This window comes from Acuticoccus sp. I52.16.1, from assembly GCF_022865125.1.
In the GTDB taxonomy this organism is placed as follows: domain Bacteria; phylum Pseudomonadota; class Alphaproteobacteria; order Rhizobiales; family Amorphaceae; genus Acuticoccus.
Map to the genome: position 1 here is coordinate 2,920,006 of NZ_CP094828.1, position 20,201 is coordinate 2,940,206.

At 70.6% G+C, this 20,201-nt stretch carries 16 protein-coding genes and 1 tRNA gene; 7 read left to right on the top strand and 10 right to left on the bottom strand.

Annotation, left to right across the window (positions count from 1 at the left end; genetic code table 11):
* Positions 1–254: 254 nt before the first annotated feature.
* Both ctaD and coxB read right to left on the bottom strand, forming a co-directional pair.
* Positions 255–1,850 (bottom strand): cytochrome c oxidase subunit I, encoded by a 1,596-nt coding sequence (ctaD, locus tag MRB58_RS13225; protein WP_244777600.1) that lies wholly within the window; start codon positions 1,848–1,850, stop codon positions 255–257.
* A gap of 132 nt (positions 1,851–1,982) precedes the next feature.
* Positions 1,983–2,849, bottom strand: a complete 867-nt coding sequence (gene coxB, locus MRB58_RS13230; protein ID WP_244777601.1) for a cytochrome c oxidase subunit II — start codon at positions 2,847–2,849, stop codon at positions 1,983–1,985.
* A 363-nt stretch (positions 2,850–3,212) separates the two neighbouring features.
* On the opposite strand from coxB, the gene MRB58_RS13235 reads away from it, so the two are divergent.
* Entirely contained in the window at positions 3,213–3,803 is a 591-nt protein-coding gene (locus MRB58_RS13235; RefSeq protein ID WP_244777602.1) for an invasion associated locus B family protein, read from the top strand.
* A 116-nt stretch (positions 3,804–3,919) separates the two neighbouring features.
* Positions 3,920–5,005: an invasion associated locus B family protein gene (locus MRB58_RS24975; RefSeq protein ID WP_371747178.1), complete on the top strand. Its 1,086-nt coding sequence runs from the start codon at positions 3,920–3,922 to the stop codon at positions 5,003–5,005.
* Between the two features lie 214 nt (positions 5,006–5,219).
* Here MRB58_RS24975 and MRB58_RS13245 read toward each other — a convergent pair whose 3' ends face one another.
* Together MRB58_RS13245 and rlmB are read right to left on the bottom strand one after the other, a co-directional pair.
* Entirely contained in the window at positions 5,220–5,708 is a 489-nt protein-coding gene (locus MRB58_RS13245) for a MarR family winged helix-turn-helix transcriptional regulator (protein WP_244777603.1), read from the bottom strand.
* A gap of 323 nt (positions 5,709–6,031) precedes the next feature.
* Positions 6,032–6,751: a 23S rRNA (guanosine(2251)-2'-O)-methyltransferase RlmB gene (gene rlmB / locus MRB58_RS13250; RefSeq protein WP_244777604.1), complete on the bottom strand. Its 720-nt coding sequence runs from the start codon at positions 6,749–6,751 to the stop codon at positions 6,032–6,034.
* A 62-nt stretch (positions 6,752–6,813) separates the two neighbouring features.
* On the opposite strand from rlmB, the gene MRB58_RS13255 reads away from it, so the two are divergent.
* Positions 6,814–6,898, top strand: a tRNA-Tyr gene (locus tag MRB58_RS13255).
* Positions 6,899–7,000: 102 nt separating this feature from the next.
* Here MRB58_RS13255 and MRB58_RS13260 read toward each other — a convergent pair.
* A complete protein-coding gene (locus MRB58_RS13260; protein WP_244777605.1) occupies positions 7,001–7,912 on the bottom strand; it encodes a LysR family transcriptional regulator in 912 nt (303 codons plus the stop codon).
* A gap of 162 nt (positions 7,913–8,074) precedes the next feature.
* Between MRB58_RS13260 and MRB58_RS13265 the strand changes: the two genes are divergently transcribed.
* The 4 genes from MRB58_RS13265 to MRB58_RS13280 all read left to right on the top strand — a co-directional run bounded on the left by MRB58_RS13265 (position 8,075) and on the right by MRB58_RS13280 (position 10,037).
* Positions 8,075–9,109 carry an aldo/keto reductase gene (locus MRB58_RS13265; protein ID WP_244777606.1) on the top strand — a complete coding sequence of 345 codons (1,035 nt, stop codon included), beginning with the start codon at positions 8,075–8,077 and terminating at the stop codon, positions 9,107–9,109.
* A gap of 187 nt (positions 9,110–9,296) precedes the next feature.
* The gene (locus MRB58_RS13270) at positions 9,297–9,560 is read left to right on the top strand and encodes a hypothetical protein (protein ID WP_244777607.1); all 264 of its coding nucleotides are present in this window, start codon (positions 9,297–9,299) and stop codon (positions 9,558–9,560) included.
* A 5-nt stretch (positions 9,561–9,565) separates the two neighbouring features.
* Positions 9,566–9,796 (top strand): hypothetical protein, encoded by a 231-nt coding sequence (locus tag MRB58_RS13275; RefSeq protein WP_244777608.1) that lies wholly within the window; start codon positions 9,566–9,568, stop codon positions 9,794–9,796.
* 85 nt (positions 9,797–9,881) lie between these two features.
* The gene (locus MRB58_RS13280; RefSeq protein ID WP_244777609.1) at positions 9,882–10,037 is read left to right on the top strand and encodes a hypothetical protein; all 156 of its coding nucleotides are present in this window, start codon (positions 9,882–9,884) and stop codon (positions 10,035–10,037) included.
* 101 nt (positions 10,038–10,138) lie between these two features.
* On the opposite strand, the gene MRB58_RS13285 is transcribed toward MRB58_RS13280, so the two are convergent.
* The 5 genes from MRB58_RS13285 to MRB58_RS13305 all read right to left on the bottom strand — a co-directional run bounded on the left by MRB58_RS13285 (position 10,139) and on the right by MRB58_RS13305 (position 20,194).
* Positions 10,139–11,797: a calcium-binding protein gene (locus tag MRB58_RS13285; protein ID WP_244777610.1), complete on the bottom strand. Its 1,659-nt coding sequence runs from the start codon at positions 11,795–11,797 to the stop codon at positions 10,139–10,141.
* Positions 11,798–11,956: 159 nt separating this feature from the next.
* Positions 11,957–17,047 carry an HlyD family efflux transporter periplasmic adaptor subunit gene (locus MRB58_RS13290; protein WP_244777611.1) on the bottom strand — a complete coding sequence of 1,697 codons (5,091 nt, stop codon included), beginning with the start codon at positions 17,045–17,047 and terminating at the stop codon, positions 11,957–11,959.
* Positions 17,048–17,354: 307 nt separating this feature from the next.
* Positions 17,355–17,642, bottom strand: a complete 288-nt coding sequence (locus MRB58_RS13295) for an acyl carrier protein (RefSeq protein ID WP_244777612.1) — start codon at positions 17,640–17,642, stop codon at positions 17,355–17,357.
* 239 nt (positions 17,643–17,881) lie between these two features.
* On the bottom strand, positions 17,882–19,414 hold the full coding sequence (locus MRB58_RS13300) for a hypothetical protein (protein ID WP_244777613.1): 1,533 nt from the start codon (positions 19,412–19,414) through the stop codon (positions 17,882–17,884).
* Between the two features lie 3 nt (positions 19,415–19,417).
* On the bottom strand, positions 19,418–20,194 hold the full coding sequence (locus tag MRB58_RS13305; protein WP_244777614.1) for an SDR family oxidoreductase: 777 nt from the start codon (positions 20,192–20,194) through the stop codon (positions 19,418–19,420).
* Between the last annotated feature and the right edge of the window lie 7 nt (positions 20,195–20,201).

Consider the following 20,201-nt stretch of genomic DNA (forward strand, 5'->3'; position numbering starts at 1 on the left):
CGGCCTGGAGCCCTCGCGGGCCGCATGCGGCACCTTGCGGTGCGGTCGTCTCCGTGTCCGCCGGTCGCCGTGCCGCCCGAGCCCGTGGCACGGGTGACGGCGCGGTCCGGGCGGCGGGGCCGGGTGGGCCTTGGGGATCGCGAGCGGGGCGCTCGGGATGCCCAAGGCCCGGTCGGGCCGTCGAACGGCGACGCCGCCCGGAGGCGGCGCCGCGGAAATCGGGGGCGACGGGGACCCGTCGCCCGGCTGCCGCGTCAGCGGATCTGCGGCAGCGTCTCGAACTGGTGGTAGGGCGGGGGAGAGGACAGCGTCCACTCCAGCGTGGTCGCGCCCACGCCCCAGGGATTGTCGGCCGCCTTGCGGTGGCGCAGCAGCGCGTCGACCATGGTCCAGATGAAGGCCACCATCGCGACGACGGTGATGTAGATGCCGATCGACGAGATCATGTTCCAGTTGGCGAAGGCGTCCGGATAGTCGACATAGCGACGCGGCATGCCCTGCAGGCCGAGGAAGTGCTGCGGGAAGAAGATCACGTTCACGCCGAGGAACATCAGCCAGAAGTGAATCTTGGACAGCGTCTCGTTGTACATGATGCCGAACATCTTCGGGAACCAGTAGTACCAGCCCGCGAAGATGGCGAACACGGCGCCCAGCGACAGCACGTAGTGGAAGTGCGCGACGACGTAGTAGGTGTCGTGGAAGGCGCGGTCGAGGCCGGCATTGGCGAGCTGCACGCCCGTCACGCCGCCGACGGTGAAGAGGAAGATGAAGCCGATCGCCCACAGCATCGGCGTCTTGAACTCGATCGAGCCGCCCCACATCGTCGCGATCCAGGAGAAGATCTTGATGCCGGTCGGCACCGCGATCACCAGCGTGGCGAAGGTGAAGTAGGCCTGCGTGTCCGGCGAAATGCCGATCGTGTACATGTGGTGCGCCCACACGACGAAGCCGACGACGCCGATCGCGACCATCGCGTAAGCCATGCCGAGGTAGCCGAACACCGGCTTCTGCGAGAACGTCGACACGATGTGGCTGACGATGCCGAAGCCCGGGATGATGAGGATGTACACCTCGGGGTGGCCGAAGAACCAGAAGAGGTGCGCGAAGAGGATCGGGTCGCCACCGGCCGACGGGTCGAAGAAGGCGGTGCCGAAGTTGCGGTCCGTCAGCAGCATGGTGATCGCGCCGGCGAGCACCGGGAGCGACAGCAGCAGCAGGAAGGCCGTGACCAGCTGCGCCCAGACGAAGAGCGGCATCTTGTGCATGGTCATGCCCGGGGCACGCATGTTGAGGATCGTGGTGATGAAGTTGATCGCGCCCAGGATCGACGCCGCGCCCGAGACGTGGATGGCGAAGATGCCGAAGTCCAGCGCCGGGCCGGGGGAGCCTTGCGTGGACAGCGGCGGGTAGAGCGTCCAGCCGCCGCCGAAGCCGTGGCCGCCGGGCTCGCCGGGCATGAAGAGCGACGTGATGAGCAGCAGGAAGGAGAAGAACAGGAGCCAGAAACTCATGTTGTTCATCCGCGGGAAGGCCATGTCCGGCGCGCCGATCATGATCGGCACGAAGTAGTTGCCGAACCCGCCGATCATCGCCGGCATCACCATGAAGAAGATCATGATGAGGCCGTGGCCGGTGGTGAACACGTTGTACATGTCACCGTTGGCGAAGATCTGCAGGCCGGGCTCCTGCAGCTCCATGCGCATCCCGACCGACAGCGCAAAACCCACAAAGCCCGCGAACAGCGCGAACATGAGGTACAGAATGCCGATGTCTTTGTGGTTGGTTGAGAAAAGCCAGCGCCGCCACCCCGTGGGATGGTCGTGGGCGTGGTCCGCTGCCGCGTAGGCCATCGATCCTCTCCGTTCGCGAATTCAGGGTGTCCGCCCTGATGTCTTTGTCCGAGGCAGCGCCTCAGGTGTAAATCAGTCCGTACCGGGCGCCGGGCCGTCGCGGCCGCGCCCGTCGTGCGTTCCGTGCGCCGCTCAGTCGGCGGCGAGCGCGGCGACGTTCTGGCCGGCGCCGCTCGCCTCGGCCTGCCAGCGAATCAGCTGGTCGTTGGCGGCGTCGGGGTCGTCCTTGGCCATCGCGGCCCACTCCTCGAACCGCTCCTGCGGCAGGACGTGCAGCTCGAGCGGCATAAAGGCGTGGTTGGCGCCGCACAGCTCCGAGCACTGGCCGTAGAAGACGCCCGTCGCCGTGGCGCGGAACCAGGTCTCGTTCAGGCGGCCGTTGATGGCGTCGGTCTTGAGGCCGAAGGCCGGCATCGCCACCGCGTGGTTCACGTCCGAGGACGTCGCCAGGACGTGGACGACGGTGTCGACCGGGACGACGAGCGGGTAGTCCACCGCCAACAGGCGCGGCACGTCGGAGTCGGTCAACCCGTAGGTTTCCTTGCGTTCGGCGCGCTGCTCGTCGTTCAGCATGTTGGAGATGATGGCGCCGACGTCGGCGTAGCCTTCGTCCATGAACTCGTACTGCCAGTACCAGGACTTGCCCGTGGCCTTCACCGTGAGCCCCGGCTCCGGAATCGTCGTCGCATTATAGAGCAGGCGGAAGGACGGGAAGGCGATCGCCACCAGGATGAGCACCGGGACGATGGTCCACACCACCTCGATCATGGTGTTGTGCGAGGTCGTCGACGGGACGGGGTTCGCGCGCTTGTTGAAACGCACGATCACCACGATCAGCAGCGCCAGAACGAACAGCGTGATCAGTGTGATGATGATGAGGGTGTACCCCTCGAACCAGCGGATCTGGCCCATGATGGGTGTCGCCGCTTCCTGCAGGCTCACGCCCCAGGGTACCGGCTGGGCCGCATTCGCCGCGGTGGCCGCCAGCATCAACGTCATCACTGCCGCGCCCAGCCGGCTCAGGGCGTCTCGCCCAATCGTTGCCATCGCCCTCATGTTTCCCGATCCCATCTCGCTCTCATCGATTAACGACGATGTTCCAAAACACAAATTTCGGAACGTCCTGAAACTTACCAACGCTGGGTTCACGCGTCCACCGGCCGAAGACGTTCCGGCTCGACCCCGACGCCCCCCCTTTAGACCCGTTCCAGCCGACTGACCACACCGTATCGGGCGCGCCGTGCCATTCCAACGCAGGAAGCGTCACACTTTCGCCTTGCGCCACGCACCCCGGCGTGCCGATCCTCGTGCTTGTCGACCGCCGGTTCGGCATCTTCGAATTCCAACTCGCAACGAGGGTCCATGCGCCGCGCCGCCGTCAAGCTGTCGATCGCCGCCGCGGCGGCGCTGACCGGGGTGGCCCCGGCCGGCGCCCAGCCGGTGCTGCCGCCCGCTCCCGTGATCGCCACATACGGCGCCTGGGCGCTGGAGTGCGAGCACACCGTCGGCGTTGCCGTGGACTCCTGTGCCGCGACGCAGACCGCGGCCCAGCAGGTCGGCGATCCGGACGCGGGCGGGGTGGTCCTCACCGTCCTCTTCGTGCGCGGTGAGGGCGGATCGGTGGAGGTGATGCGCGTCTTGGCGCCGCTGGGGGTGCTGCTCCCCTCCGGGCTCAGCCTGTCTGTGGACGGGGCGGAGGTGGGCGTCGCCGGGTTCGTGCGCTGCCTGCCGCCGGGCTGCATCTCGGAGGTGGCGCTGGGGGAGGGGCTGCGCGAGGCGCTGGTCGCCGGACGGACCGCCCAGTTCGCCGTCTCGCTCACGCCGCAGAGCCAAGCCGCCGTGCGCGTCTCGCTCGATGGGCTGGGTGATGCGCTGGACGCCCTCGCCACCGCCTCGGTTTCCGCGTCCGGAAACGACGGGGCCGGCGCGCCCGACCCTGACACCGACCAATGATTTGATCACCTTTGATCGCGGGGACGTGCACCCTCGCCGCGAAGCAGATACAGAGTCGCAGGAGTGCGCGCGACGGCGCTCTTATCGCCGCCGCGCGATAGCGTAGGAGAGTGAGGATGCTACCACGCCTTTGGGTCCTGGCCGCCGGTCTCGTGGCCGCGCTCGGATGCGCGCTGGTCGACGCGGCGCCCGCCGAGGCGCAGGGCCGGATCGTCGGGCGCTACGGAGACTGGCAGATCCGCTGTCAGGCCGAGGTCGGCGCCCCGTCCGAGCAGTGCGCGCTGGTACAGAACGTCCAGGCGCAGGACCGCGCCAACATCGCGCTCAGTGTCGTCTTCATCCGCACCGCCGACCAGCAGGTCCAGATCCTGCGCGTGCTGGCGCCGCTGGCGATCCTGCTGCCCCCCGGCCTCGGCCTCTCGATCGACAATGTCGAAGTGGGCGCCGCCGGGTTCGTGCGCTGCCTGGCGTCGGGTTGCGTGGCCGAAGTGCGGCTCGACGACGGCCTGATCGAGCGGTTCGAGGCCGGGACCACGGCCACCTTCTCGATCTTCCGCACGCCGGAGGAGGGGATCGGCATCCCGATCTCGCTGGAGGGCTTCGCCGATGGCTTCGCCGCGCTGGAGAACCCACCGACCGAGACGCTCGCCGACGTCGCCCCGCCGCGCGAGCCGGTCGCCACCAGCACCAGCTCGGTGTCCGGCATCGCCGACCTCGACACCCGCTTCACGCCGGACGATCGCACCGCGCTCGACCAGCTCCTCGAGGACGACCTCTTCCCCTACGTCGCCGGTGCGGCCGGGGCGGTCTTCCTGCTGATCGTCGTCGGCGGTCTGTTGCTGGTCCGTGGGCGCTCCAAGCCCAAGCCGCGCCGGAGCCGTCCGGCCGCCAAGGCCAAAGGCGGCAAGCGCGCCGCGCCGACGATCGTCGAGGACGCGGAGGACGACGCCGAGGGGGCCGACCTCGAGGACCTCGACGACGCGGAGGAGGATCTGCGCGACGAGCCGGTGGCGCCGACGCGGCAGCAGCCGCGGATGCTGGCGGCCCCGCGCCAGCCGCGAGCGCCGACCGATCCGGCGCCGACGCCGGTGCGCGAGCCGCGTCGCCTGCCGGGGAGCGAGGCCGGTGCGCAGGGCCAGCCGCCGCGCCGCACCGCCCCGCCGGGGCCGCGCCCGCAGACCCGCCCGCCGCGTTCTTCTTGAGCCGCGGCAGCTCAGGCGCGCCGCCGACCGCGGCTCGCGGGGCTGAATAACGGGGAAAAGTCTCCGCCCGGCGTCGTCGCGCGGGTCTGCGCAAGCGGCCCGCGCGCCGCCCGAGGCGTCGAACGCGCAGCAATGATGGCGGATGGTGAACGGCGCATCGCCGCATGGCGCCGGCCCCCGCACCGGCGGGGCTCGGATACCAGCGAGCGGGCGGTCAGGAGACTGTGTCGACCTCGAACGCCTCGGGGTCCTGGTCCTCGGTCTGCCAGACCTTCTTGAGGAGTTTGAGGAGCTGGCGCTGCTCGGCCGGGCTCAGCAGGCCGGCCTGCATGCGCGCCTCGAACGCCTCGACACGCTCGCGCTCGATGGTCGCGAGCTCTTCGCCCCGATGCGACAGGTGCAGCTCCACCGCGCGACGATCGTTGTCGGGCGTCGTGCGTTCGATGAGGTCCTGGTCCTGCAGCGCCTGGACCAGCTTCGTCATGTGCGCGGGCTTGAGCAGCAACGTCGACGCGAGATGACCCTGACGGATGCCGGGATTGGCCTGAATGAGGGTCAACGCCACGAGTTCCACGCTGGAGAGCCCGGCATCGCGGAAGGCCGGCTCGATCCGCCGCGCGCACCGCACCGACGCCAGGCGCAGGTTCAGCGCCAGCGAGCGGTCCAGCACCCGCGTGTCGATGACGCCGGGCCATGCGCTCACGGTGCGTGCCGTCAGTCCGCCGCCGGCGCCGCGCGCCGCCGGCACGCGTTTGCCACGATTGCGGGTCGGACGCCCATGTCGCGGTGCATTCTCATGATTCATTCCCCCACCCCTGAAAGCGTGCATCGGCAGAATACCTGGCCCATCAGTATTCGCTTTATGAAGCGATCCTCATCACCAGAGGAATACGATCCGGGGAAGTGAAAGGATGACATCAGATCCGCATCACTGATCAATATTTCAGACACGTGCCGCTAACGCGTTGATCTCGCAGCGACCGTCTCCCGAAATATCACCTTTGTGACGCCTTGCACCAGTGCCGATCACGCAACCCTCCTACGAAGTTGCGTATGTGCCGCATAAAGTGTGATCGCCGCGGCGTTGGATACGTTGAGCGAGGCGAGGGCTCCCGGGACCTCGATGGCGGCCACCGTGTCGCAGTTGGCGCGCACGCCGGGCCGCACGCCCTTGCCTTCGGCGCCGAGGACGAAGGCATAGCGCTCCGCGGCCGGCAGATCGCTCATCGACATCTCGGCCTCGCTGTCGAGCGCGACGGTGTAGAAGCCGGCCGCCTTCAGCGCGTCGACCGAGCGGGACATGTTCGTCTCCACCGCGATCGGCACCATGTCCAGCGCCCCGGAGGCGGACTTGGCGAGCACGCCGGTCTCCGACGCGCTGTGGCGTCGCGTGACGACGACGCCGTCCGCCTGGAACGCGGCCGCAGACCGCAGGATCGCACCGACATTGTGCGGATCGGTGATCTGGTCGAGGCACAGGACCAGACGCCCTTCGCCGAGCGTGGCGATATCGACCCCGTCGAGCGGCGAGACCCGCAGCGCGACCCCCTGGTGGACCGCGTCTCCGAGCAGCTTGTTGAGGCGGCGCACGTCGACGGTCTCGGCATCGATCCGGCGGGGCAGGGGCTCGAGCCGGCGCATGGCGTTGGTGGTCGCCATCATCGCGTGGACGGCGCGCCGGGGGTTGGCGAGGGCCGCGCGCACGGCATGCAGACCGAAAAGCCAATAAGGCTCAGATTCATCCATAGTTGCTTCGTGACTCGTCGTTGACATCGCGGCGCGTACAGCCTAACACGCCGCGACACATCGGAGGGGTGCCCGAGTGGCTAAAGGGGGCGGACTGTAAATCCGCTGGCTATGCCTACGTTGGTTCGAATCCAACCCCCTCCACCATCCCGCTTCCGCGATCTTCCCCAACCTGACGGAGCCCGTCTCATCGGAGCCTCACCGCGCGATTCGTGACGCCTTCGTGGCGCCGTGATGCCGCCGTGGGCGTCAAGGGTGCGCGTCGACCCGGCCGTGGGTCGCGAGGTGGTCGAGGACCAGGCGCACGCGGGCCGGCAGCGGACCGCCGGACTTCAGCCACAGCGCGTGAAACGGTTCGCGGTCGCCGATGTCGACCTCGCGCAGCAGGGGGACGAGGCGGCCGGCCGAGATGTCGTCCCGGACGGTGAACGCGGTGAGTCTCGCGAGACCGAGGCCGGCCCGCGCCATGTGCCGGATGCCCTCGCCGTCGCTCGCCGTCAGCGCCACCCGCGTGTCGAGCGGGCGGCCGCCGTCCGCGGGGTCGAACGGCCAGATTGCCTCCCGCCGCCGATAGCCGAGGCCGATGAGGTCGTGCGCGGCGAGGTCGCGCGCCGTCTCCGGCGTGCCGCGGGCCGCGAGGTAGGCGGGCGCGGCGACGACCATCCGCCCCGACGCCCCCAGTCCGCGTGCCACCAGCGCCGATGACGGCATCTCCCCGGCCCGCACGGCAATGTCCGCCTCCGCCTCGATCAGGCCGACGACCGTGTCCGTCTCGCTGACGACGATGCGCAGCGCAGGGTGCGCCGCGCGCAGCCTCCCTATCGCCGGATAGAGAATGTGATGCGCGTAGGAGGCCGAGGTGGTGACATGCACCGTACCGACCGGCCGACCGCCGCGCGCCGCCTCGTCCTCGGCCGCCTCGAGATCGGTCAGGATGCCGGCCGCGCGCAGGTGGAAGCCGCGCCCCTCGTCCGTCAGCGTCAGGCCGCGTGTGGTGCGGGCGACGAGCCGCGCACCGAGCCGGCGCTCCAGCCGCGCGACGGCCTTGGAGACGGCCGACGGCGTCAGTCCCGTGGCCCGGGCGGCGGCGGAGAAGTTTCCCTCCGCCGCGACGACCGCGAAGACCTCCAGCTCGCGCAGGCGCGACGGATCCCCCAGCATCTGTGCCTCGAATTCATAGAACTTCGGAATCTCGGCGATCTACGCATGGCGAGCCGCGGCACGCAAATAGGCTCGCGACAGCGGCGCTCTCCCGCCGACACCCGCCAACACCGGCCGGCGCCCCGCGGCGCGGCGCTCGCCCAATTGCGATGGAGCTTCCCCATGGATATCCGCCAACTCGGCCGCTCGGGCCTTCGCGTTCCCGCTCTCTCGTTCGGCGCGGGCACCTTCGGCGGCACCGGCCCCCTCTTTTCCAATTGGGGCCGGACCGACGTCGCCGAGGCGCGCCGCCTCGTCGAGATCTGCCTCGAGGCCGGCGTCACCCTGTTCGATACCGCCGACGTCTACTCCGACGGGCGCTCCGAAGAGGTGCTGGGCGCCGCGCTGGAAGGGCTGCGCGAGCGAGCGCTGATCTCGACCAAGACGGCGCTGCCGACTGGCGAGGGGCCGAACGAATGGGGTGTCTCCCGCGCCCGCCTCGTCGGTGCGGTGGACGCCGCGCTGCGCCGCCTGCGGACCGACCGGATCGACCTGATGCAACTCCACGCGTTCGACGGCTCCACCCCGGTCGACGAGCTTCTCCACACCGTCGACACCCTGGTGCGTGCCGGTAAGGTGCTCCATTGGGGCGTGTCGAACTATCCGGGCTGGGCGTTGATGCAGCTTCTGGAACGGGCGGACCGGCATGGCCTGCCGCGCCCGGTGGTCCATCAGGTCTACTATTCGCTGGTCGGGCGCGACTATGAGTGGGACCTGATGCCGCTCGGCGCGCGCGAGGGGGTCGGCGCGATGGTGTGGAGCCCGCTCGGATGGGGGCGCCTCACCGGCAAGATCCGCCGCGGTGCGCCGCTCCCCGAGGGATCGCGGCTGCACGAGACGGCAGATTTCGGCCCCCCGGTCGACGAGGCGCTGCTCTACGACGTGGTCGACGTGCTGGAGGCGGTGGCCGCGGAGGCGGGCCGCAGCGTGCCGCAGGTGGCGCTCGCCTGGCTCCTCGCCCGGCCGACCGTCGCCAGCGTCATCGTCGGCGCGCGCAACGAGGAGCAGTTGCGGCAGAACCTCGGCGCCGTCGGCTGGTCGCTCGGCGCGGAACAGGTCGCCCGCCTCGACGCCGCGTCGACGCGCGAGGCCGCCTATCCGGCCTTCCCCTACCGTCGCCAGGAGGGGTTTGCCCGTCTGTTTCCGCCGCTGGTGTAGTGCGCGAGGACGGCCGCGCCGGCGGGCCGCGGAGCGTGACATCACGGTCGTGTGCGTGTCGCAGAATCGGCGGTCTCGTCGGCCACGTCGTGCAGGACCGTCCTGGGGGGGCCAGTTCCACCGCGATCGCCATCGACCGCACCGCGGCGCAACCCGGCTATCTGCAGATCGCCGACGCACCATCGTCGTGCCGCTGCTGGGGCGCAGCGTGCAGTTCGCGGTGGTGCTGGCCACGCTCGCCTCGTTCCAGATCCTCGTGCCCGTCCTGATGCTCACCAAGGGCGGCCCCGACGGTGCGACCGATCTCGCCGGCTTCCAGATCTACGAGACCGGCTTCGTCTACTTCGATCCCGGCATGGCGAGCGCGATGTCCATCGTCCTCATCGCCGGCCTCGTCGGCGTGATCGCGTTGCAGCTGCGGCTCTTGCGCGTCACTTGGTCCTACGAGTGAGCGCGGTGCGCGGCGCCCTCGTCACCAAGCTTCTGGTGCTGGTCTTGTTCGTCGGTCCGGTCCTGCTGCTCGTCTCGGGCTCGTTCCGGGACAATCAGGAGATGTACCGCTACGCCGGCGACCTGTCGCTCTGGACCGTCCTGCCCCGCGCGCCGACGCTCGACGGCTACGCCCGCGCCCTCGCGTTGCCGCTCTTTCCCCGCCAACTCGTCAACACGGTCTTCCTTTCGTCGTGATGGCGAGCGCGACGACGGCGACGAGCCTGCTCGCCGCCTACGCGCTGGCTGCGGTTCCGGGGGGCGCGAGACGGTCTTCCTGGTCATGATGACGACGCTCTTCATCCCGGTCGACGTGGTGCTGCCGCCGCTCTTCTTCGTCGTCGCCGACCTGCGCCTCCGCGACAGTCCTTGGGGGCTGGCGCTGCCGTTCGTGGACGGCGCCGCCATCGGCGCCCCCTGCGAGGCGACTGAGGCGTAGCGTGCCATCGCATATCCGGTGGCCGTCGCACCGGCGCCCGGCGCCGGGTCGCGGGGCGCGCCGGCCGTGCCGGTGAGCGTGCGCTCCCGCGGCCGGCGCCGTCAGAGGCCGATCACGTCCGCCCCGGCGATGTCCGCCACCGAGACGCCGACGACCACCGCGATCAGCTCTGCGCCCGCGAAGATGTGGGTGCCGTTGCCGGCCGCCTCGAAAGTGAGGTCCTGTGCGCTCAGGTCACCGGTCAGGCCGAGGATGTCGCCGGCGGCGAAATCGCGGATGACGTCGGTACCGGGGAGGTCCTGAAGCGCGAAGACGTCCGCCCCCGCACCGCCGACGAGGACGTCGTCGCCGCGTCCGCCGACCAGCGTATCGTCGCCGGCCCGGCCGAAGAGGAAGTCGTCGCGGTCGCCGCCGTCCAGGCTGTCGTCGCCGGGACCGCCGGCCAGCGTGTCGGCGCCGCCGCCGCCGGCGATGCTGTCGTCCCCCGCGCCGCCGATCAGGGTGTCCTCACCGCCGCCGCCGTCGACCGTGTCGTTGCCGTGGCCGCCGGTGAGACTGTCGTAGCCGGTCCCACCGGCGACGATATCGTCCCCCGGCCCGGCGACGAGGCGGTCCGCCCCGGCCCCGCCGACCAGCGTGTCGTCGCCGCCGCGGGCGAAGAAGGCGTTCGCCCCGGCGTTGCCGTAGAGCGCATCGTGCCCGGCCGACTGCGTGTTGATGGGGGCGCTCGTCCAGCCCGGTATCTCGGAGACCAGCTTCGGCTTGAAGCCGTTGGGCTGCGAGGTCGCCGTCTCGGCATAGATGCCGTAGTCCTTCTCCCATCCGGAGGCCGCCGGCCGGTCGAACGCGAGGAAGGCGAACAGCGGGACCGTCTTGCCGCCGGCGTCGCGCTGGTCCCCGAGCCAGTCGAAGATCTGGCCGATCACGTCGGCCTGCTTGTTCGCGCCGTAATAGGCCGAATAACCCGTTTCGCCGACGAACGGCTCCAGCGAGCCGCCGACCGCGCCGTCCACCGAATCGAAGTAGTCGATCACCGCGCCGAAGTCGGTGCTCTTGGCCGGGGCGCCGTTCACGGCCGGAGTGTACTGGTTGAAGAGGACGAACGGCTCGCCGCCGTTCCAGGTCCCGGCCCAGTGCCGCGAGATGTAGTCCGTCACCTCCGACGCGACGGCATTGGAGGACGGATCGCCCAACGGGTAGTTGGCGATGGTGGTCGAAACCGGGATGCTGGCGAGCCCCTTGGCCGCCAGCGACGCCTTCAGGTTTTCGAACGCGCTCTCGATCCAAGGCACGTAGTTGGCGAACGCGGGGTCGGTCGGCGGAGGGCCGTTGGCGTCGATCTCGTTGCCGAGGAGGATCGTCTTCAGGCTCGTCTTGACCGCGGTCACCGAGCCGAACGAGGCGATCAGCATGTCGACCCAGCCGTCGGTGTAGGTGGAGCTGGTCATCAGGCCGGCGGTCCACGTGCCGGTCGTGGTGTCGAGCTGGGCAAGTGCGCTGCTGTTGGTGCCCATCACGAGCTCGACGCCCGGCTCGGCCACCACCGCGGCGATCACCTGCGCCTGGGTGGGGTCCATCTCCAGGGTGGTGGTGCCGACGGCCGCGGCATGGAACGTCTTGATCAGCTTGAAATCTTCGGTGATGGCGGAGATGTCGGCGCTGACGCTGTAGCCGGTCCGGTCGTACGACCAGCTCTCGTAATTGAGGCCGACATTGTAGTTGAACGGGGTCTTCGACGGGATCAGGGGATTGCTGGCCATGGCGCGCCTCGGTCGCATTCTTGGGCGCGACGGCGGGCGCCGGCGAGGTCGCCCGCGTCTTGGCCTGCGCCGGGGAAGACCAGTAAACCCCCGACGCGGGCAAAACGGAAGCGTGTATCCCGGCGACGCGGCGCCGCCGGGTTCAGGCCGTCCGGACCGCTACGGGATCCACGACCAGACCTCGACCTGGAAGAAGCGCATCAGGAAGCGCAGGTACGCCTCCCAGACCCGCATCTCCGCCCCCTCGACCTTGGCGTAGCCGGTCATCTGCGGACGCAGATATCCCTCGGTGTTGGGCACCGTCGCACGGACGCGCACGACCGTGCCGTATTCGCGTGCCTCCGCGCTGGGGGCGACCTCGGTCACCACGCCGTCGACCTCGCGGTCCATGTTGGACCACGACTTGAGCCGCACCTTGTCCCCTTCCGAGATCAGCGTGATGTCGGTCTCGGGCATGTCGATCTGCGCCTCGACGGTGCGGGTGTCCTCCAGGGTGAGGAATTCCTCGCCCGTCTGCATCCAGTCGCCGGCAAGGAGGTGGACGTTGGGGGTGATGATGCGTCCGTCGATCGGCGCGCGGATGCGGGTGCGCTCCAGCTGGTCCTCGGCGTACTTCAGCTGGTGCGTCGTGCGCTCGACGTCGGCGCGCGCCTTGTCGAGTTCGGCCTGCGTCGCCTCGCTCTCGACCAGCTTGAGATTGGCCTGGGCGACCTCGAGCTGGGCGTCGTTGGTCTCCTGCTGCGAGACCGCGCGCTCCCACTCGCTGGTCGAGATGACGCCGCGCTCCACCAGCCGCTTGGCCCGGTCCGCCTCCGCTTTCAGGTAGATGCCGCGGGTGCGCGTGCTCTCCACCTGACTCTTGGCGAGGTCGATCTCCTCCTGCTTGGCGCCGTCCTCCAGGCGTTGCAGCACCGCCTTCGCCTCGGCGAGCTGGGCGCGGGTGACGTTGACGTCGCGCGTCTGGTCCCAGTCGGAGAGCTTGGCGAGGATCTGGTCCTTCTCGACCCACTGCCCCTCGCGCGCCAGCACCTCCATCACTTCGCCGGCGGTGCGGGCGGTGGCGTTGTTGCGCTTGCTGGGCAGGATCTCGAACTGGCCGGATGCCTCGTACTGGTAGGGCAGGAAGGCGACGCCCACGAGCGCCGCCGCGATCACCACCCACAGGATGCGCCCGCGCGAGCCGAGGGTCGCCGGCTTCTCGTTGGCGACGTCCGAGGCGCCGAAGCGGCTCTCCAGGAGCTGCTGCATCATCTTCGGGTCGAGGCCGCCTTTGGCCCGCCGGGAGGTCGTGCTGTAGAGCGCGAAGCCCCACATGACGAAGCAGACGAAGAGCGTCAGGAAGACGATCGCGCCCGGTCCCTCGTACTCCCCCATCAGGTGCATCGCGAGGAACGACAGGATCCCGACGACGATCGTCACCGACGAGAGCAGCACGCCCACGCCGAAGAGGATCAGCCCCTGGACCTCCGAGCGGTCGATCATCGGCGGCAACGGGTGGTTGGTCAGCCACGAGCGCAGCGCCGCGAACGACTTCTGCAGCAGCATGGGGTTGCGGAACAGCGTCACCAGGAAGCGGTAGCCGTCGCTCGGCACCAGCGGATAGGCCGAGATGATGAAGGCGACCGCGCCGACCTGGCCGATCAGGAGCACCAGCTCGGGATAGAAGGTGCCGGTGTGGCGGTAGGAGGCCCACAGCAGGAGCCCGATCGAGAACAGGTAGAGCCGCGACAGGGAGGCCGAGGCGTGGGTCCACAGCTGGCCGCGCCGGCTGAGCGTCGGAACGGCGCTGAGGTCGACGAAGAAGCGCGGCACGAAGCCGAAGACCAGCGTGATGCCGAACTGGCGCACCTCCCCCCCGAACGCACGCACGACGGTCGCCTGGACGAGCCGGGAGGCGAGGTTGACCACGAAGAGCGCGGCGACGAGGCGACTGACGAGCGACAGGTCGAACGCCAGGAGACGGAAGTCGAGCACGAGCGCGCCCCAGCGCTCGACGGCGATCATGATGGCGAGTGGCACCGTGAGCAGCAGCGGCAGCCACAGGAAGCGCATCGGCCAGAAGATGATGGCGAGGAAGGCCAGCATCGCATTGGGATTGAAGAGCGAGACCTGGGCGGGTCCGTGCTCCTCGGTGTCGGCCGAGCTGTCGTTCTGACGTTGCCGCGCGGCGAGGTGGGCGAGCAGTGCCTGGGCTCCGGCGCCACCGCCGCCGCCCATACCGCCACCCCCCATGCCGCCGCCCATGCCGCCACCGAGGCCGCCGCCCATGCCGCCGCCGAGGCCGCCGCCCATGCCGCCGCCGAGGCCACCCCCCATGCCGCCGCCGAGGCCGCCACCCATGCCGCCGCGACCGAGGCCGGCGAAGCGGCCGCCGAACGGGCCGGCGCCCATTCCTGAGCCCATCCCTGCGCCCATGCCGCCGCCCAAACCGGCGCCCATAGTGGCGCCGAGGTCGTCGTCACCGTGCTCGTCGTCGTCGTAGCTCGGGATATCCTCGGCGGGGCGGGGACGGCGGGCGGCGGCGCCGGGGCGCTGGGCCGCGCGCGTCGCGCTGCCGGGGTGGGGTGTATCGTCGGGGGCGTCGTGGAGCCCGGCCCGGCCGCGTACCGGTGCATCGGAAAGTTCGACGTCGCCGGTGGCCGTGCCGGCGCGCTGTGCGGCGCGCTCCTTCGCGCGAGCGGCGACGGTCGCCGCGTCGGCCCGCGGGCGAGCGGCCCGCTCCCTGGCGACGGGCTCCACCGTGGGGGCGCTCCGGCGCGGCCCGCGGCGACCCATCCCGCCGCCGAAGCCCAACTCGTCGTCCACCAGATCCTGCAGGTCCGCGTCGGTGATGTGCGGCACGCCGTCGTCGGCGTCCACCGCGGCGGATCGCTTCGCCGGTCGGGCGGCCGGGCGCTCGGCCGGCGCGTCGGGCTCCACGAGCGTGGCTTCGACGTCCAGCGGAGGCGTCGGCGCCGAGGTAGTGATCGCCGGTTTGCGCGGCTTGCGCAGCATCGAGGAGAAGCGCCGGACGAGGCTTTCGCGCGGTGCCTTCGCCGGTGCCTCGGCGCGGACGTCCGCGGCGGGTTCGGGTGCGGCGCTCGGCTCCGGCGCGTCGGACTGCGACGGCGGCGTGCGGACGGCGAGGGCGCGCCCGGCACCCTCAGGCGACGACGGGGCCGCCTCGGGCGCGGCGGGTGCGGTGGCCGGCGAGGTCGCTTCGGTTGTCCCGGCCGGCTCCGGCGCGGCCGGTTCCGGCGCGACGGGGGCCGATTGCGCGGGTTCGGGCGCGGTGGCCTCCGCGCCGGCCGATGGTCGAGGCGACGCCGGTGGCGCGACCGGCGCGCTCGCGGTGGATCCGGCGTCTTCGGCGGGCGCGGGATCTACGGCGGGCTCGGCTCCGGCAGGCGCAGCGCGGCTGTCCTCGAGGAGGCCCTTGGATTTCAGCTCGCGGAAGAAGGCGAGGATCTCGGAGAACGAAATGCTCTCGCCGGTCTCGTCCTTGTAGGCCTTGCCGATGGCCGGCAGCGACAGCGCGCCGTCCGCGAGCGTGCACAGCACCGCCTCGCGGCGCGGCATCGGGTGGGCATCGCCGGTCGCCGGGTCGACGAGGCTGAGGGGAGCGTCCGGCGCACTGCCGTCGCGCACCAGCAGCAGGTCCGGCCGCACGCGGTAGCGCCCGTTGGTCGCCTTCCCCGGCTCGCCGCGATGCCGCACGCCACGCCGCCGGGTCCCGACGGGCGGCCGCCGCGCGTCCTCGCCACCTGGGTCCGTGTCGCTCATCGCGTTGTCGTCGGTCGCGCCGGCACCGGCCGTCTCGCCCCGTCCGCCGGCGGCGCGGTTCGTAGCGCCGGCGTCTGGCTGCGGTTCGGCATCGGGCGTCGCGGTGGCGTCGGCACTCGGCTGGGGCGAGAGTGGGGGCGAGGCGATGTCGCCGCCGCTCGTCGGCTCGCTCGCGGAGACGGGCTCGGTGCGCTCCGACGCCGCCTGCGTGGAAGTCGCCGCGGCACTGGGCGTCGACTCCAGAGGTGCGGAGGGGGCGGCGCCGGCGGGGTCCTGCGTGGGGGCAGGCTCCCAGTCGGCCTCTTCGGCCTCGGCGCGGCTCGCCCTCTCGGGCCATGACGCATAGGGTCGCGGCGTGTGGGCGGGGGCCTCGTACTCCGGCTCCGGCGGTGATGGCGTGAAGGGGAGGTCTTCGTCGGGAAGCTCGCCCGGCGCGGGGGTGAAGAGCGCCTCGTCGCTCGCCTCCAGCAGGTAGCTCACCTCCGAGCGGAGCTGCGCATAGTCGTCTTCGGAGATCAGCGTCGCGGCCGGGTACTCCGGCTCCCGGCGGTGCACATCGGCCGGGCCGTCATCGTCCCTGCGCGATTCCGTGTCGTCCGCGGCCTCGGCCGGCCCGCCGTCCGCCGCCCGCTCGGCTTCCGTTCCGCCAGGTGCCTGCTCGGCCCGCGCTTCGGCAGCTTCCGGGTCCACGCCCGCCGTGTCGGTCTCTCGCTCGGCTTTCGGCCCGCCGGTCGCGGCGGCGGTGGGGACGGTGGGCTGTGGGGGATCGCCGGCGGACCTGTCGGCCGGCGGGGCGACGCTCGGGCGCTCCGGGCTGGCGCCCAGCAACCCGATGTCACCGGTGGTGTCCTCCGTGATGACGGGGCGGGGGGCAGCGCCGCCGTCCGCCGCCTGCGATGCTTGGGCGTCCTCGGAGTCCTGCGCCGAGCCGTCTGCCGGCGCCGCCTCTACGGGCGCCGCCTCTGCGGGCGCGACTTCTGCCGGCCTCGCCTGGGCGGCGGCCGCACCGTTCGTGGGCGCGTCGGGGGCGGCGGTCTCGCCCTCGTGCTCGGCGACTGGCGGGGGCGCGGTCTGCGGCTCGTCCCCGTCCGGCGTATCGGGCGCCGCCTCGTCCGCCTCGTCCGCCTCGTCTGTCGCCGCGTCGCGGTCGCCGCGCGGGGCGCCGGCCTCCATCACGCCTTTCTCGACGAGGGCGCGATAGACCTCCAGCATCTGCCCGAAGGACAGGGCACGGCCGGTCGCCTCGCGGAACGCCTTGCCGATGGCCGGCAGCGTCTTGCTCCCGTCGGCCAGACGGCACAGCAGCGCCTCGTCGGCCGTCAGCGGGACGCGTGTCCCCGTCGCCGGGTCCACGGCCTCCGCCGCCTCGCCGGGCGCGCTCTGGTGAATCTGCAGGTCGGCGCGGAACCGGTAGCGCCCGCCGCGGCTCTTCTCCGTGCCGCCGCCCCTGCGAACCCACTCTCCTCTTGGCCGTCGAAACGATGTCATACCGGGTGCCGAAACATCAGCATACTGAACGGAACACTAGTCGACGTCGCGTGAACGCCGCCGTTAAAATCCTGCAATAAATCATTTGAACGGATCACTCGAGGGGCCACTCGCCTCGTACCAAATGCCCGCACTACAGCCGCTATTGTAGCAGAACACCTCGGGATCGATCCCGATGTCCTGCGGCGGGCACGATCACCTCGCCGCACATCATGCGTGAGCGGCACGGGGCGCCCAACGCCACCGCGGGCGCGCGGCCCGCCTCCTCGCGGCCGGCGCCCATCCGCGCCGAACCGGCACCGCGCGCCTAGACGCGCAGCTCACCGCAGACGAAGTCGGTCACCTGGCTCACCTTCACGTCGTCGACGTACTCGCCGTCGTCCATGAAGAGCTTCTCGAACGGCATGCCCTTGCGGTCGAACGCCTGCTCGATGCCGATGGCAAACTGCACGATGTCGATCGACTCGAACCCCAGGTCCTCGATGAGCTGGGTGTCCTTGGAGATGCCGCCCGGCAGGTCGAGGTCCCAGTCGGCCACGGTCTGTTGGACGACGTCGATCACCTTGGCCTCGACTTCCGATCGGCTCGCAGCCATGCGCAATATTCCTCTTCGATAACGGCGATCGCGCCGTGCGCGTCGCCCCGCCTCTCGTGCGATGGATGCGGCCGTGCAGGCGGTCGACACCGCCCGGGCCCTCCGGCCCATCCAAAGTTCAGCTTGGCATTCATTGGCCTGTCCCTTCGGATATCGCCAGCCAAGCGGTGCCGCAAGTCTCGTTTGCGTTCACACAGTAATGTGTCGGCACTTGATCGTATGTCTTTGGCGCGGCAGCCTCATGGCGCCGGATCGGACCCCAGCCAGACCTCCAGGCCACCCTCGGGATTGTCCTCGTAGGTCCAGCCGTCGTCCGTCCGCACGGCGACGCGCGGGCCAAACAGATTGGCGGTCCCCACGAACATGCCCCGCGGGGTCGACACCAGGTTGCGGATGCCGAGGTTATAGGCGTTGCCGAAGCCGCGCTTGGTGACCGGCAGCCAATTCTCGCCGTCGCGCGAGCGCCACAGGTCCGCGCCGCCCTCGTTCTCGATCAGCGTCTCGGTGCCGAGCTTGGTGAAGAGGCCGCGTGCGCGGGGCGGTGCCTGGTCGAGCTTGGCCCAGCGCATCGTCACGCTCCAGTCGTAGGTGCCGGCGTAGAGCCAGCCGTCGTGGACCTCCATCGTCCAGATGTAGCCGTTGAAGAAGTTGCCGAAGCCGGCGCGCAGCCCGCTCAGCGGCTCGACGCGGCGCTCGTCGATCACCCGCGGATCGCCGCAGACGATGTCCCACGTGTCGTCCGGGTTGATGCGGATGACCTCGGCCGCCGCGGGGCCGACGCCGTTCACCCGGTCGTTGCCGCCGCCCTGGATGCCGCCGCCGACGTAGATGCAGCCGTTGAACGCCGCCATCGAGGCGACCGCCTGGTTGAGCGGTCCGCGCCCGGCACCCTTGTCGAGGATCTTGCGCCACTGGAACGGCGCGGGTCCAGCGCAATGCGCCGCCCACACCTGGAGCCCCTCGAGGTTGAAGGTGCCGGCGTAGAGCTGGTCGCCCTCGGCCACCAGCGTGAAGATGCCGAGGTTGCCGGCGTCGCCGAAGCCGGGCTCGCTGACCTCGGTCCACTGGTCGCTGGAGGGGTCCTGCGAGGCGAAGACGATGGGAAGGCCGGCGGTGTTCTGCTGGCCGCCGTCGGTCCCGCGCCGGGCGGTGGGGGCGAAGTAGATCGTGTCGCCGACCGTCGTCAGGCAGCGCGTCACCGAGGCGGGCGTGTCGAGGATGCCGTATTTGGTGACGCGCTCGAAGGTGACGCCGTCGGTCGTGCGCATGATGTGCCCGCCCGGCGCGCGGCCCGGCGCCCAGGCGGCGATGTAGAGCGCCGGCTCGGGATCGGACGCGGCCTGGAACACGGCCATCGAGCGGTAGCCGATCTCGCGCGGGACCATCTGCCCCTCGGCGCCCTCCACCAGCGGCGCGCGGAAGACCATCTCCCACGTCCCGGTGGCGACGTCGTAGGCCCAGATCTGTGCGCGGCGGTCGAGTTTGTAGAGGTCGTCCATCGTCTCCGGCGCCTCGATCGGCCAGACCTGCAATGGCAGGTCGGCGTACGACGACTGGAGGCGCAGCATCGCGAGGTTGGAGCGCGTGGTGCCGAGGTAGATCTTGCCTTTGAACCAAGCCATGGAGTGCGCGTAGTTGTTGTGCCCGTCGCCCAGCCCGCCGACGCCGATGCGCGTGAAGTCCGGCCCGGAGAGCCCGCGCCGCGGCACCGGCCACGGAAGATCGCCCGGCGCGTGGCCCGGCGGGGCCGTGAAGGTCGATGTGATGCTCACCGCTCAGCCCTTGGCCGCCGCGGCGTCGGCCGGAGCGGCGGCGCGGGCCTTCTTGCGGCGCTGCTGGATTGGCGCCACGACGGGGTTGACGATGAACATGTCCCGCGGCAGCGCGATCAGCCACAGCGCGCAGTCGGCGATGCGCTCGGCCGGCAGCATGGTCTTGGGCTTCAGCGCCGCGCCGCCGAGCTGATCCCAGATCGGCGTTTCCACCGCGTCCGGCAGCAGCGTCTGCACGCGCACGCCGCGCCGGCTCACCTCCTCGGCGAGCGACTCGGAAAGCCCGACCACGCCGAACTTGGACGCCGAGTAGGCCGCGTCGAACGCCCGCCCCTTCACGCCCGAGACGGACGAGACGTTGACGATGTCGCCCTGGCCCGCCTCGAGCATCGCCGGCAGCACGGCCTTGTTGGAGAGGAACACGCCGGTGAGGTTCACGTCGACGATGGTGCGGAACTCCTCGAAGGTGGTGTCCACCATCTGCGTCGGCTGGCCGGAGGTGCGCAGGATGCCGGCGGAGGCGATCAGCGTGTCGATCTTGCCGTAGCGCTCGACCGTGGCCGCCGCCATCGCGGTCATGTCGTCTTCGGACGTGACGTCCGCGGCCATCGTCAGCGGGTCGGTGCCCAGTTCTTCGGCGAGCGCGGCCAGCTTGGCGGTGTCGCGGTCGACCAGCATCAGCTCGGCGCCCTCGCGGGTGAAGGTGCGGGCACACGCGCTCCCGATCCCGCCGGTCGCCCCGGTGATGATGATCGTGCGGCCCTTGAGTAGATCGGTCATAGTCTTC